The 14,139-nt window shown below is 49.2% G+C and carries 9 protein-coding genes; 4 read left to right on the plus strand and 5 right to left on the minus strand.

Annotated elements, in window-relative coordinates; translation table 11 throughout:
* Positions 1–758: 758 nt before the first annotated feature.
* The 3 genes from modB to IXB28_RS04625 form a co-directional block, all read right to left on the minus strand.
* Positions 759–2,687, minus strand: a complete 1,929-nt coding sequence (gene modB / locus IXB28_RS04615) for a molybdate ABC transporter permease subunit (RefSeq protein WP_215617362.1) — start codon at positions 2,685–2,687, stop codon at positions 759–761.
* A gap of 39 nt (positions 2,688–2,726) precedes the next feature.
* On the minus strand, positions 2,727–3,527 hold the full coding sequence (gene modA / locus IXB28_RS04620) for a molybdate ABC transporter substrate-binding protein (protein WP_215617363.1): 801 nt from the start codon (positions 3,525–3,527) through the stop codon (positions 2,727–2,729).
* 119 nt (positions 3,528–3,646) lie between these two features.
* Complete coding sequence (locus IXB28_RS04625) at positions 3,647–4,255, minus strand: hypothetical protein (RefSeq protein ID WP_215617364.1); 609 nt, start codon at positions 4,253–4,255, stop codon at positions 3,647–3,649.
* Between the two features lie 203 nt (positions 4,256–4,458).
* On the opposite strand from IXB28_RS04625, the gene IXB28_RS04630 reads away from it, so the two are divergent.
* Entirely contained in the window at positions 4,459–5,400 is a 942-nt protein-coding gene (locus IXB28_RS04630) for a phosphodiester glycosidase family protein (RefSeq protein ID WP_215617365.1), read from the plus strand.
* 74 nt (positions 5,401–5,474) lie between these two features.
* Here IXB28_RS04630 and IXB28_RS04635 read toward each other — a convergent pair whose 3' ends face one another.
* The gene (locus IXB28_RS04635; protein WP_215617366.1) at positions 5,475–7,787 is read right to left on the minus strand and encodes an NACHT domain-containing protein; all 2,313 of its coding nucleotides are present in this window, start codon (positions 7,785–7,787) and stop codon (positions 5,475–5,477) included.
* A gap of 1,274 nt (positions 7,788–9,061) precedes the next feature.
* Between IXB28_RS04635 and IXB28_RS04640 the strand changes: the two genes are divergently transcribed.
* From IXB28_RS04640 to IXB28_RS04650, 3 genes are all read left to right on the plus strand, one after another.
* Positions 9,062–9,550, plus strand: a complete 489-nt coding sequence (locus IXB28_RS04640; protein WP_215617367.1) for a YHS domain-containing (seleno)protein — start codon at positions 9,062–9,064, stop codon at positions 9,548–9,550.
* A 107-nt stretch (positions 9,551–9,657) separates the two neighbouring features.
* Positions 9,658–11,346, plus strand: coding sequence for a hypothetical protein (locus IXB28_RS04645; protein ID WP_215617368.1), 1,689 nt, complete (start codon positions 9,658–9,660; stop codon positions 11,344–11,346).
* Between the two features lie 171 nt (positions 11,347–11,517).
* Complete coding sequence (locus IXB28_RS04650; protein WP_215617369.1) at positions 11,518–13,131, plus strand: hypothetical protein; 1,614 nt, start codon at positions 11,518–11,520, stop codon at positions 13,129–13,131.
* Positions 13,132–13,134: 3 nt separating this feature from the next.
* Here the strand turns inward: IXB28_RS04650 and IXB28_RS04655 are convergent, their stop codons facing one another.
* Complete coding sequence (locus tag IXB28_RS04655; RefSeq protein ID WP_215617370.1) at positions 13,135–13,935, minus strand: outer membrane protein; 801 nt, start codon at positions 13,933–13,935, stop codon at positions 13,135–13,137.
* Positions 13,936–14,139 lie beyond the last annotated feature (204 nt).

Below are 14,139 nucleotides of genomic sequence, written 5' to 3' on the forward strand. Positions count from 1 at the left end.
TTCCTAAATGCACAATTACAGTTAGTCCCCGAGCATTGCCAGATATAACTTTCAGCCCGATGTCTTGCACGTTTTAGGTCGCATCGAACAGTTTAGATGTACGAACATCATGCCGATAGCTAACCCGTTGATTCCTTAGACTCAGTGTTATCACGAATAGTTTCCAGAAACAAGCCAACAAAAATCGGTGATATATCTATTGCCATAAAAGGCCTTTTGTGAGTAACGGCCGATAAGGAAGGCCTGTTCGGTGGCTGTATGATTTTTTACAGACAAGTGAAGTTGATGCGTCTGAATTAGCCCTTGATTGGCGTCCTTATGCCTTCACCATCAGCCTTTAAATAAGTTGGCGTCTTTTTTGTAAGTCTTTCATTGCAATGGGTTTGGCTATTTTAAAGTCGTCTGTTTTTGTGGGAGAAATTAGCGATGGCCTCGGGGTGATTAGTCTGCATACTGAGTTAAATAAGTGTGTGCGTTGTTCGGTATGGGACTTCATATCAGAAAAAACTGTTCAAAAAATGGGTTGCAGGGTGGATGATGTGCCTAATAAAGGAGATTGATAACTCACGCTTTAAAGCTGAATTAGGTGAAAAACTCAACCCATCATTTCAGAGATATCATCGATGCTTTAAGGTCTCCTCATGGAGCTACATCATTCCTTTACGAAAAGCCTAGGGCGGATTCTCAACGTCAACCGGCAACAGAGTGGTCTGGTTCTCTGTTCAAGGGGGCACGGCTGTAAAGGGTATTTTGTGCAATTAATGTTCGCTCATAACATCTTGGGGCTGGCGGTGCAATGCAGCCTCACGTTCAGTGAAGAGCAGTAATCGCTTGGGGGCTAGGTGAACCAGCCAGGGAGCAGGTTGCGGCTTGATCAATTGCCATTGGGATTCGGTAACGTGTGCTTGCAGGTGATAGTCCTGGTCGTGGGTGGGTGGGGTATGCAGCTTTAGGTATAGGGTCATGGTGTGGGGCAGGGTGCTGGTGGCCGTTAGCCAACAGGGAAACGTATTGATGTTGGGGCCTGTTGTTGGATCTGGGGTTGATGTGAGTATTTCAATGTGATGGCTACGGATGCCTATGGCTTGCAGGTTTGATGGTGGGGGTGTCTGCGTTTGTAAATGACACTGCCAGTGATGGGCGTTGACTGAGCGATGGTTGAGGGCCATTGCGGGGGAAAGATTTTTGCAGCCGGTTAACTGGGCAACCCGTGGGGTGCTGGGATGCTCAAAAATATGCTGTTTGGGGCCGTGGGCTATGGTGCTGCCCTGATCTAACACCAGGAGGCGATCGCAAATTCGGTAGGCTTCGTCTAAATTGTGGGTAACCAGTAGGGTAATGCCTGGAAAGGTTTGGAGTTGCTGGGTTAGCTGTTGTTCTATGTGATCTCGTAGGTGGGTATCGAGGGCCGCGAAGGGTTCGTCGAGGAGTAGCATGGCTGGCTGGTTGGCTAGGGCGCGGGCTAAGGCGATGCGCTGCTGTTGGCCCCCCGACAGTTGATGGGGGTAATGGTTGGCCAGGGTTGCTAGATGCATAGCCTTGAGCTGCTGCATGACGCTAGCTGTGGTTTCCCTTGGGGTTAAATGGTTTGGTAGGCCAAAGGCAATGTTTTGGGCAATGGTGAGGTGGGGAAACAGGGCATAGTTTTGAAAGAGAATGCCAATGTTGCGATCGCAAATCGGCACATCAATGCCCTGGGCGGCATCAAACAATACCCGACCGTTCAGCACAATGCGCCCGGTGTCCGGGGTTTCCAGTCCGGCTAAACAGCGTAACAATAAGCTTTTCCCCGCCCCCGATGCCCCCAGCAGCCCCAGCGGTTGCTGGGTCGTAGAAAACTCAACATTTAGCGTAAAGTGAGGCAACTGTTTGGTAAGCGCCACCTCTAGGACAGGCTGGTGTGGGCGCTTGTCATTAATCCCTGGAGGCTGACGCTCACGGTGCCGAACGCTAACGTCTCCTAAAGGTTGACCATCCAGGGGGGCTGGAAGTGACCAGATGAATGGTCCCGCAGACTGTTTTCTGGGTCTTCTATTTTGTTGTGTTGACCATCGGTTAACAGCGACTATTCCCCCTAACGCCACCGTCAAAATTACCGCACTCCATAGGGCCGCCTCCCGTACATCGCCCCGTTCCACTGCAAAATAAATTGCCATGGGCAACGTTTGAGTCCGCCCCGGAATATTGCCAGCCAGCATTAGGGTGGCCCCAAATTCCCCCAGGGCCCTAGCAAACGATAGTGTCATCCCGGCTACCAATCCAGGCAGGGCTAAAGGCAATGTAATGCGAAAAAATACACTGGTTTCATTTGCCCCCAAGGTACGAGCTACCTGCAACAGCGATCTGTCGATTTGCTCAAAGGCGCCCAGGGTTGTTTTGTACATCAGCGGCAGGGCCACCACCGTGGCTGTGATCACCGCCGCATACCAGGTAAACACAACGCCTAGATTGACTGAGTGCAAAAGCTGCCCTAGGGGGCCCTGTTTGCCCAACACCATCAAAAGGAAAAAACCCAGCACCGTGGGGGGCAAAACCATGGGGGCCAGCAAAATACTATCTAAGCAAGAACGCCACCGGCCCCGATAGTGATACATAAAATAGGCGACAGCCACCCCCAAAAATGAGGTGAAAATGGTGGCGATGGCGGCAATGCGTAACGAGATCCAAAGCGGTGAAAAATCTAGCATTCGATAGAGGCAAGGTAACGAGGGACCCGTTCTCTATGATTAGATAGCACCAAATCCAAAGTCTTGGAATATGGATTGGGCAATGTCGGTGGTGAGAAAATCAATAAAGGCCTGGGCCGCCTCGGGCTGACCACTGCCCTGCACCAGCGCAATGGGATAAATAATCGGACGATGTAAATTAGCGGGTACCGTCATCAATACTTTGGTCTGTTGGGAGATGGCCGCATCGGTAGCATAGACAATGCCTAAATCCACATGGCCACTTTCTACCGCAGCTAAAACGCTACGAACATTGTTACCAAAGACAAATTTGCTATGGAACGCCTTTAGAAGATTGAGGTTTTCAAAAACCTGTTGTGTATATTGCCCTGCGGGAACGCTACGAAACTCCCCCACGGCCAAGCGACTGACACGCATAGCGTCAAGCTGGGAGACATCGCCAATCGCCAAGGGTGAATCTAGGGGGGCCACCACCGCCAAGCGATTGCGAAGAATATTTTGGCGAGAGTGTGGCTCAATTAAGTCTTGTTGTTCCAACTCATCCATCGGCTGTGTTGCGGCCGCAAAAAAAATATCCACAGGGGCCCCTTGCTCAATTTGCCGTTGGAGTGCCCCCGAAGCACCAAAATTGTAATCTATAGCAATTGTAGGATGAGCGTTGATAAACTGATGGGCAATCTCATCCAACACATCTTGCAAACTTGTTGCTGCTGATACGGTCAGCCTGCTTTTTGTTTCTGTGCTCACATCAGTGGCTAGACGGGGGGCGCCACAGCCCATGGCCATCAGCCAAGTAAAAAGGCTTGCCCAAACCAGTTTGAGCATTTTAGAACGTTGCATAACAAACACAGACACCCGTGATTGGCCAAGTTTTTATGGTGTTGCCGGGGCTGATGTAAGGGATGAAGCAACTTCGGCCATGGGTCAGGAGCCCTGGATATAGCGACTCAAGGTCATCCTCAAGAGCGGCAACGCCTGATTTTTTTTACGTAATTTTGCCACTGATAGTAGGTCCATTTCAAGCTTCGTTGGGTAATCCACAAATATGCGATAGCCAATAGTCCTAGTGCCAGCATAATGCCCCAACGCTGGGATGTGGCGGCTGCAATGGTCCATCCGCTTAAGCCGAAGGCTGCGCCGTAGGCACATAGACTGCCAATTAGGGCCATGACGACACGCTCAAAGCCAGCGCGACGGGTGGTCCAAATGCCTAAACCACCGCCCACAAGTATCCCCAACGGAACACCCAATACGGCGGCTTTTTGCCCTGCTAGTTGACCCGTGAGGTAGGCAAAAACCAACGCCATGGAGGATGCGCCGCTAATTAGGGCGGGCAGCCACCCAGATTTTGTTGGCGAAGACTGTAGAGATTGAATACCAACCGTTGCTCCAGCCACCATAAACAAGATGGCCAGGACCAACGCCACTGTCCATTGAGGGCTGCTAGGAGCCAATACTAATGCTGTGAATACCAGGCTGCTAAGGCCATGGAATGTGAAAAGTGCGATCGCAACTAGTCCCAATGCATATATACCATCAGGGCGATTCCAAGAACGACGTAGGACCATAAATTCAGGTTTCAAACGGATCGATTCTGAGCGTAGCTACAGACTTATAGAACCCCATAGCCCCCGCCAAATACTTCATCATCTCCTTAAAGCCATTACAAATTTATGCATGCATTCGTAAATCCTAAGGAAATGAATGGCTACTTTAACCAGTGAGCATCGTCATAGCCCGATAACCCACCTTTTATTTTCAGCAGATAACCATGTTTTTCCGGCGTAAAGCAAATAAAGGCTTACTGTGGCTCGGCATATTACTGCCGATTGTGCTGTATAGCTGTACCGTTTGGCGTCGGCCACAGCCCACAGCCATTGATCGCCAGCCCTTATTTCAAGGAATTACCTACAGTCGGCAGGTAATGGAGACTCCCCGGCCTTACATTGTGCACATTGTCGATATCGATCTGACAACGCCAGGGTTGCGGCCATTTGTGACGCCCAAATATGCCGGCATAGAAGTCACTAAGCGGGGTATTTCCAAAAGTCATAAAGCTCGGGCTCAGCGCACATCTGACTTTTTAGAAACCCATCAATTACAGCTAGCGGTCAACGCCAACTTTTTTCTGCCGTTTAAGGAAGTCACCCCATGGCACTACGAACCCCGCCCTGGACAACAAATGAACTTGCTGGGGGTGGCCATCTCTGACGGAGAAGTCGTCGAGCAGGTTAATCCCATTAATCTGCCACCGCCACCGTCTATCTGTTTCACCGATCAACGAGCCCTGATTAACCCCATTGGCACCTGTGCAGAGGGCACTGACTATGCAGTGGCCGGTAATCTGCCACTGTTAGAACACGGTCAACCTACGGATCGGTTAAAAAAGGTAATTGAGCAGGAGGGGCTCAAACCCTATTCATTTACGGTGGCGGCCTTAGACGAAACCGGCACTCGCCTGTGGCTAGTATTGGTGGATGGAAAACAACCGTTCTACAGCGAAGGTATAACCTTAGGAGAGGTTACTGATCTGGTCATGGAGTTGGGCGCTGATGCCGCCGTACGCTTAGATGGTGGGGGCTCCACCACACTGGCCATGGAATCCTCTAGGGGGCCAAAGTTGTTGAATACCCCGATCCATGCCAAAGTGCCAGGGAAAGAACGACCCGTGGGGAACCATCTTGGCTTTTTTGCCCAACCCATCGCACCGTAGGCGCTGTTACGACACTACGTCACGGTGGTGGCAGCCTACCCTGGCGGCGCTGATGGTACTCCAGGGTAGGCCGGTCAGTCCCGGGGCGGCAGGGCTTGAATCGTTAGCATCGAATCAACAATGTTCTGCCGTTGCGAATCTTCTAATAGGGAACGGGTCATACAGGTGGAGAATAGCTTGGTCACATTGTAGTAAGCATGGAGTTTGTCTTTTTGCTTTTGGGTTAACTCTATCGCGCAAGGCATTTGAAGCTTTTGCATAAATGTGATGATCCGTTCTCTCCAATAGCTTTGTTTGGATTGCCACCATTCCGCCGGGGTATCGAAGGCTCTTTTTTGCTGAGGTATAAACTTCAACCATCCTCTGATAACTTCAGCATTTTGGTGATCGTCTAGGAATAGTTGCTCCAACCGTTGCAGGGAGGCCATGAAACTTTCTGGTGTTTTCATCCCTTTTTCGAAGGCGTAAAAGGTTTTATAAACACACTCATGGATTTCTAGAACCTTGCCATCAATCATGCTGGTGGCGAATTCAAAATCTGGTAGATCGAAATATTTGTATATCAGCCCCCGATTGGTGACACTGCCTGTCTCTTTGAGGGCAGAGACAAAGTACCAGGCACGGGCATATACCTCGAGATGGGGCTGTCTTGAGTCTAAGGATTGAGATGTGCCCATTGCAGTTTCATTGACCATAGCCAGGAACTCTACGAGGCTTGTGTCTTCAGCAACCATGGCATCGGCTCTATGTTTAAACTCACGGAAAAAATCCCATAGGGCTCTATCGGAAAGCGATTCTGAGATTAACCCAATCACAAAATGCCAGCGGTTTTTCTCGAGATGATTGAAGACTTCTGGATACTGCCCTGTGCTTACCAGATTGTCGGCGGTGAAAAACTCCTGGTAGGTTAAGTGGGAAAACGTACAAAAGTTATCTGCCCAGCGTACTAGTAACCCGTTGGAATTTTCAATGCCTTGTAGGATCTTTCGGGTTGGGACTAAACTCCTATTTTCGTTGTAATTTGTTGCGTAATAGTCCTGGATTATTCGCTCTACCTCTAGTGTGGGAAAGATGATCCGACGCTTTAGAAAAAAGTGATTGGCCAGCTTAGATAGGATATTGCGGACATCGACTTCCCGCAGCATGGCGAAGGTCGTTGTTCCGTGTGCGATCGCAATATTTTTGCGCGTCATCAGGTCAATGCCCCGCCGGAAGACCTCAAAGCGCCTATTGGGAAGAGCGGCCTGATTCTCAAAGACAACACATAGCAGATCGAGCAAAATAGGCCGCTGGGAAAGCTCTCGTATTCCCCGGTATGTCTTCGAACGCAATGTTTTAAGCATTTGCGCGGCCAGCTGTCTATCCTTGTCTGGTTGACTAAACCAATTCTCGACAAACTGCTGGATCTGTCGTTTCTGTAGGGGGGCAATAATAACCTGCTGAAACCCTTCAGAAAAAGGAAACTCACGCCCTAAACGAGAACTAAAAATAAATCGGCACTGGCCGTAGTGATGCAGCAAGCGTTCAAGCTCGGCTTCAATCCGTTCTCGCTCTCCGGATGCGGTTTCATCAATGCCATCAAAAATAAAAATGGCCTGGCCAGATGCTAAAATTTCACGCCGCTCCGCATGACTACAGTTCCATTCGCTAAATCGTTGCTCAATCCATCCTTGGAGAGTGTCATGGCCAGAAACAGAAGCAAACCATCGTGCCCCAATAAAAATCGGAACAAAATCCTGCAAAATCTCTCTCTGGGCACACTTGAGGGTAATCCACTGTAGGCACGTTGTTTTGCCAGAGCCCGGATCCCCATAGACAAAAACATTGTGATGATCCCCGATGACTTCTTTAATTGCGCGTTTTTTACCCCGCAGCAACTGGACGCCAATGCGGTCAAAGTCCTCGTCCGTAAGACTTGCGCTATTCACCAGGGCATGGGGATCTGCCACAGGCGGATATTCCGACGGTAACGCCTGGACTTCAATTAAATAAAGCTCAATAAAGTCCCTAGTGAGTTTTCGACTCAGTTGCTGGGTATTGGCGCGTCTTTGTTTAGCAAAAAACGTTGTAGCTATTTGTTTACGAATCCTGTCAATGCATGGATCGATGCCCAGGACGTAATCTCCTTGGACACAGGCCTCATGCCACTGGACCTGAAAAAAAACGCAAATAGTCTCTACATTTTCTCGCAGTCCCTTGTAATTATCTATGGTTAAGATGCGGCGAATCGTGTCATCACTAATTTTGGCATCATCACTTCTGATTTCATTGATTGCTTCCCATGTCCCCTTAAAGTGCCGTCTTGGAAATCTTGATTTTGCCTCCTCTAAAAATTGTTTACGATATTCTGGTTTGAGTGTCAGATAAGCGTAGATGTTTTCGGACATGCGTTTAACTGGAAACGAAACCCTAGGGCCCTGATTATTTTTCCTAGGGGTATTTTCACCCCTTAGGACATTCCAATGTGTGAATTGGCATACATTTTTAATATGCAGCTACCTATCCAGCGGCAACCTCAATAGGGAGTATTGAGCCCAACACCGTCAAGCCACGACGCTACGGCGACCATTGAACGACTATGCAGTTGGTATTGGCTTTTTTAGGAAAAGATTAGATTTTTTGGAGCTATCGGGGCCGTTGAATCGTCGTTGTCTGATTTGCCCATATTTTGAGCTTTTTATGCTAATGTCAAAAACGGCACGTATCTCGGTTGTAGTAAATAGCAGTGGCTACTACCTGAATGTCGCCGGTTAAGGTCTACGGTTAAGGCTCTTCGCAACGGTGCTTCAGCTGTATTTGTGGTTTAAGCCAAGTAATTAAAGCCTTTGGGGAGCATGCTGCAGGGGTAAAAAATCCAAGCAGTATTAAGGAAATGAAATTTTCATAACCGCAGCCGCCGCATGGACGACCGCATGGAAAATTTTAGGTCCTATTCTAAGGGTGTCAACGCACAGGTTGTCCTGGCTGCGTTGGCAGCCCTCTTTAATTCCTACTACTCACATGACTAGCCAAATTCCCTCCCTTAGCTATGGCATGCCTAACTGTCCTTCCTGTAGCAAGCAAGGATTAGTTTTAACCACCAAAGACCGGGTTGCATGCATCTTCTGCGACTTTAGGCGAGACCTCGCAACAACCCCTCCCAAAAAGCCTGCTAAAAACCCCACATCCGATGTGTGGTCAGTGTTTTTGCTGCTTTTAATCATCACTTTTTTGATTGTTGTGCTCACATAATATAAGTGGTGAGAGACTCTGTTTTGTATACGCTGAAAGTCGTTCGAATAAATTGTTTGGGGTGATCTCTGCGGATTTCCCCAAACAATTTGCACCCTGTTTGCGCTCCCCCTTCATGCATCGAGTGCTAACCGTTGGGAAAGAGACGCGCACGTCTCGTAAAAAGTATTGAAAGAACATCCAGTGGTCTGTTAATCCTAAATTTTAGGATGGATGAGTGATTGGCTAAAACGCGCCTAAACCCCGATACACCACACAGGGCCTACCGCTTATCCACGGTTACCCGTAGGTCGAGCTTGTCGAAGCCCGCTTAACCCTGTTTTTTAGCTTTGACGCTGCACTAGGCGTAAATCAGACGCATCGAAGATGTTTCTCAGACAGTTTTCAGGATCAGGGCGTTTAATAAATACAGATCCTTTTTCCCGATGTTATGAAACGCTCAATCCTTATTTCATTAGCATTGGCTAGCACCATGTTCTTGGCTAGCTGCGCCACCTCTAATACCTCCACCGCCCCTGCCCCTGCTGGGCAAGCTGCTGCCACATATGCGGTCTTTGCTGACGATGGTGTGGCGATTCTTGGTGCGGATCCGGTGGCCTATTTTACCGTGGGGGAATACACCCCCGGTAGCGGCGAGTTCACCTATGAATGGGAAGGTGCCCTATGGCAGTTCGCTTCAGCGGAAAATCGTGACCTCTTTGCTGCCAACCCCGAGGACTACGCACCCCAGTATGGTGGCTTTTGTGCCTATGCGGTCAGCCAAGGTAACACCGCCCCTATTGAGCCTACTGCCTGGAAAATTGTAGATGGCAAACTTTATTTAAACTTTAACGATAAGATCCAGAAACGCTGGGCGAAGGATATTCCTGGCTATATTGCGCAGGCAGATGAAAATTGGCCCGGAGTGCTAGCCAACTAGTTCTAAGCTGCGTGGTAGCTTGCGTAAGACGGCTAAGCTAGCGGGTTGTCGTTATGACTTAGCGACTATTGGGATGATAAACTGACGCAGTCAAAGGTGCTTAGACTTTGACTGCGTCAGTGTTTGGTGTAAATTCTGTGATTTTTCTGAATCAGAAGCAGTCTACTCTTCAAAGCTGGGTATTACCCATTGCAATCATTACGCTGTTTCTGTGCATCAAGTTTTTATTTATTCGCAATATGGGTGGGGTAAATGAATTGCACCATTTGCCATTATCTCGCCATTTAATGGATCCAGGCTGGCTCGATAAAGATATTTACTATAGTGAGCCACCTGGATATCGGTTGCTGTTTCAACTGTTGTTTGGGCCATTGACGGTCAGTTTAGGCTTTCTGGCTACTTCAATTATTGGGCGCATTCTTGGATATTTGGCCATTGCTGTGAGTTTGTGGATACTGGCCCGTAGTTTGGGAATGCGTTTTTTGACGTTATTTCTGGCCCTTTGTTTGTTTGTGTATGTGAATAAACACCAGGGCATGATGGCGGGAGAATGGTTAGTGGGGGTGGGGGGCATTGAGCCCAAGATATTTGCCTACAGTGCCATTTTTATTGCCCTGACAGCCTTATTCAAAGAGCACTATCTATGGATGGTGGCTTGGCTAGGGTTGGCTACCTCTTTCCATGCGTTAGTGGGGGGCTGGACAGCGATTAGCTTGCTGGTTTGGTTGTTTTGGCGACGCAGGAATATATTGTTTGATGGTCGACGATGGTTGGCGGCAATCCCGATATATGCGGTGACTGGGGTGTTTGCTGTTACGGCTGTTTTGACGCAGCTGTTGAGTCCGGTAGAAGAGAGTGATATTTCACCATCTTCAATTTATTCTTTTTTGCGAAACCCCCACCATGTCAATCCCTTAAGTTGGCACTGGGATGTCTGGCTAGGTTTGTTGGCTTATTTGGTGATCTTGGTGGGCTGTGCTTTTTATCTTCGACAGGCAGATAAACATGAGCAAAAAAACAACCAGCAGATTACTCGCAACCAGCAGATTACTCGCAATCGTGCAGACTTTCTCTGTTTTGTGCTCTGTACGTTAGTGCCTTTCGGGGCCGGGGTAATCTTGGCTCCCTTCGATACGAATGGTCAATTGTTGCAATACTATCCTTTCCGGGTGGGGGATGTGATGGTGCCCTTGGGGGCTGCTTTTTTTCTGGCGATGGCGTTAGATCAATGGCTGTTTCGACATCGTATGGGTGCGATCGCACTGAGCCTGATTGTCCTCATCACCTTTGGTCTAGAGCTGCCTAACTTCCATCAAAAAGTACTGGCTCTGCAAGACTTTCCTGGTCAAGAACAGGGAGTCAGCCCCGAGCTAAAGGCTACGGCTAACTGGATTAAACAACATGTCCCCGATGGAGAATTAATTATTTCATCCCCTGTAGATATAGATGTTTTAGCCTGGATTTCCGAGCATTCCACCATTGCTAAATTTCGGTTTGTGCCCAGTGCCTCTTCGGCCGATGTTTCAGCCTGGTATGAACGCATAACGGATTTGGGGGGTGGGGTGGATATCCTCAATTATGTCGATCGCCGCGTTGATAATAGTCGCCCTGTGCAACAACGGTTGCGGGAGGCCTACAATGGCCTAAATACGGACCAAATGAGTCACCTCATGGACAAGTACCGCAGCCGCTACGTGCTTACCAACGCATCCCAACAGCTAGAACTGCCGGTATTATACGAAAATGGTGGCTATCGACTCTACGGCCACCCTGGGAATTTGCTCAACGATAGTTAGGGAGACGATGAAATCCCGTTTCGTTGTTTCTTTTTTTGTCCTAGGTTCTCTCTTTGGAAAAGTGTTTCCCCTGCCGTTGGTCTTCCACCTCGAGGCGCCCGGTTATATGTATGCCTAGGGTTGTTGCCTGTCAACGCGATTTGTTAGCTATTGCCGTGAGTTAATATCCTTGTGAGTGTTTTGTCTCAGCCGCAGTCTATCCTGAAAAACTGGGTCTTACCAGTTCTCACAATTACCCTATTCTTTTGTCTGCGGTTTTTGTGTGACCGCAATATGGGGGCCGTTAATGAGCTCCATCATTTGCCCCTGGCTCGGCATTTTGTAGACCCAAGCTGGTTGGCCCAGGACATTTACTACAGTGAACCACCAGGGTATCGCCTACTGTTTCAATTATTGTTTGGTCCTTTAACGGTCACCATTGGTTTCCTCGCCACCTCCATCCTGGGGCGCATCCTGGGGTATTTAGCCATTGCCGTGGGGCTCTGGACATTGGCCCGTAGCTTAGGCCTACGCTTACTCACCCTCTTGGTGGCCATTGGTTTATTTTTTTATGTGCGTGGTCCCCAGGGGGTGATGGCCGGGGAGTGGCTGATTGGTGGCATAGAACCCAAAATCTTTGCCTATGGTGCTATTTTTATGGCGCTCCATGCCATGTTGTTTGGGCGATATCTTTGGCTGACGGCATGGTTGGGGCTTGCTGCCTCGTTCCATGCCTTGGTGGGGGGGTGGACCTCCATTGCCGTGCTGGTTTGGTTGGGTTGGCGACGGTTCGATGTTTTGAGCGATGGTCGTCGGTGGTTAGCGGCCATCCCCATCTATGGGCTGACCAGTATCTTTGCCCTCATTGCCGTGCTTACCCAGCTGCTGAGCCCAGTGGAGGACAGTACTATTTCCCCCGCCTATATCTATTCATTTTTGCGCAACCCTCACCATGTGAATCCGATGGCTTGGCCAGCCGAAGAGTGGCACTATCTATTGGCCACCCTTGTTATCTTTGGTGGCAGCGCCTTCTATGTCCTGCGATCCGCCGTGCAAAAAACGCCCCAGGGGTTGCCCATCGCAACCCGCCGTGCCGATTTTATGTGTTTTGTTCTGTGTATGCTAGTGCCATTTGGTGCTGGTATTTTGGCGGCTCCGTTTGATCAAAATGGGCAATTTTTGCAATATTATCCCTTTCGCGTAGGGGACATTATGTTGCCCTTAGGCACAGCTTTTTTCTTGGCCTTGGCCCTAGAAAAGCTCGTGTTTCGCCATCGAAAGGGTGCGATCGCAATCGTACTCATAATCTTATTTGGCTTTGGCTTAGAAGCTACCCGTTGTTACCGAGGGGCCATTGCCCTGCAACAATTTCCCAGCCAAGAACAGGGGGTCAATCCGCCGCTACAGGCTGCCGCCACCTGGCTAAAACAGCATGTGCCCGAGGGCCAACCGGTGGTGTCACCCCCTGTGGATCTAACCGCGTTGCCCTGGCTGTCAGATCATCCTTCCATCGCCAAGTTTCGGTTTGTGCCCAGTGCCTCCTCCGCAGATGTCCAAGCCTGGTTTGAACGTATCACCGATCTGGGGGGCGGCATCGACCTCCTGAGCTATACAGATCGCCGTACCGATGCCCGCCGTAAAATTCGTAGCGCCCTGACCGATGCCTACAACGCATTAGATACAGAGCAAATGAGCCGTTTAATGCAGAAATACCAAAGTGATTACGCCGTTACCAATGTAGAGCAGACGCTAGAGTTGCCCCTGCTCTATGAAAATGCGCGCTATCGCATTTATGGTGTAGGTTAAACCCTAGAATTCGTACCGGGCGCCTAACTGTATGGAATGGATGAGAACCGTATCCGCATCAAAATCCGCATCAAACGCTCTAAAATTTTGCCCCGGTAGTCCGTGCAGACGGTAGCCGACAAAAGCACTGGCTTGGTCATTAATTGCATAGGCAACACCGGCTTTGGCCTGAAATACAAAGCTTGCGCCGGTATCATCTAGGGCTAAATCACCAAGGCCAGGAATGTTGGTTTCTACATCATTCGCAGTTAGGGTGGCAACACCCACACCGCCGCCAATATAAGGGCTAAAGCGGCTATTGGTAGGAATGTCATAGTAGCCATTCACCATCACTTGAGCCGATTCAATGCCTCCATCCAGCGGAATTTCCGCTAAGTTGTTGACGGTGACTCCATTGACATCATTGTTGGTGTAAGCAACCTCTAGCTCTACCCGAGCATCATCAAAGCGGTAGCCTGCGGCACCGTTGATGCCAAAGCCCGTGTCCGTATCTAGGGAGATATCGATGGGAATATCCGTAACAATTGCAGGTCCTCCTGGAAATAGGGGTGCAGTGGTAATGGGTACCGTGCCATCGGAGGCAATATCAACAGGATAGCCAAATACCAGGTTAGGGCCTATGGAAACATACCAGCCATTGTCTCGAAATGTATCGGGGGTAGATTGCGCAATAGATTGCTCAATAGTACGGTCAATATTTGCTGGGATTTCAGATGATGTCTGGGCAAAGGCAGGCAGGGCCATGCCTACCAGGGCAAGGGTACAAATCGACGACTGGGAGAACAGATGCTTGAGAGAATACATATCATCAACCTTCTGTCGTTGTGTGGATAGCCAGCAGTATGGCACTACTGTCGTAGAAGACTACAACTCCATCGGTCAACAATGGGCAAAATTGCTGAGAAACCCTAGGCAAACTTGCGGCAGGGACCACAAATCACCCTAAACACGACAAAAAACACCTAAGATTGTGGGCTTTGGTAGGCCACAATCTTAGGTGTCACAAAA

The sequence above is a fragment of the Leptothoe kymatousa TAU-MAC 1615 genome, from assembly GCF_018739865.1.
GTDB lineage: Bacteria > Cyanobacteriota > Cyanobacteriia > Phormidesmidales > Phormidesmidaceae > Leptothoe > Leptothoe kymatousa.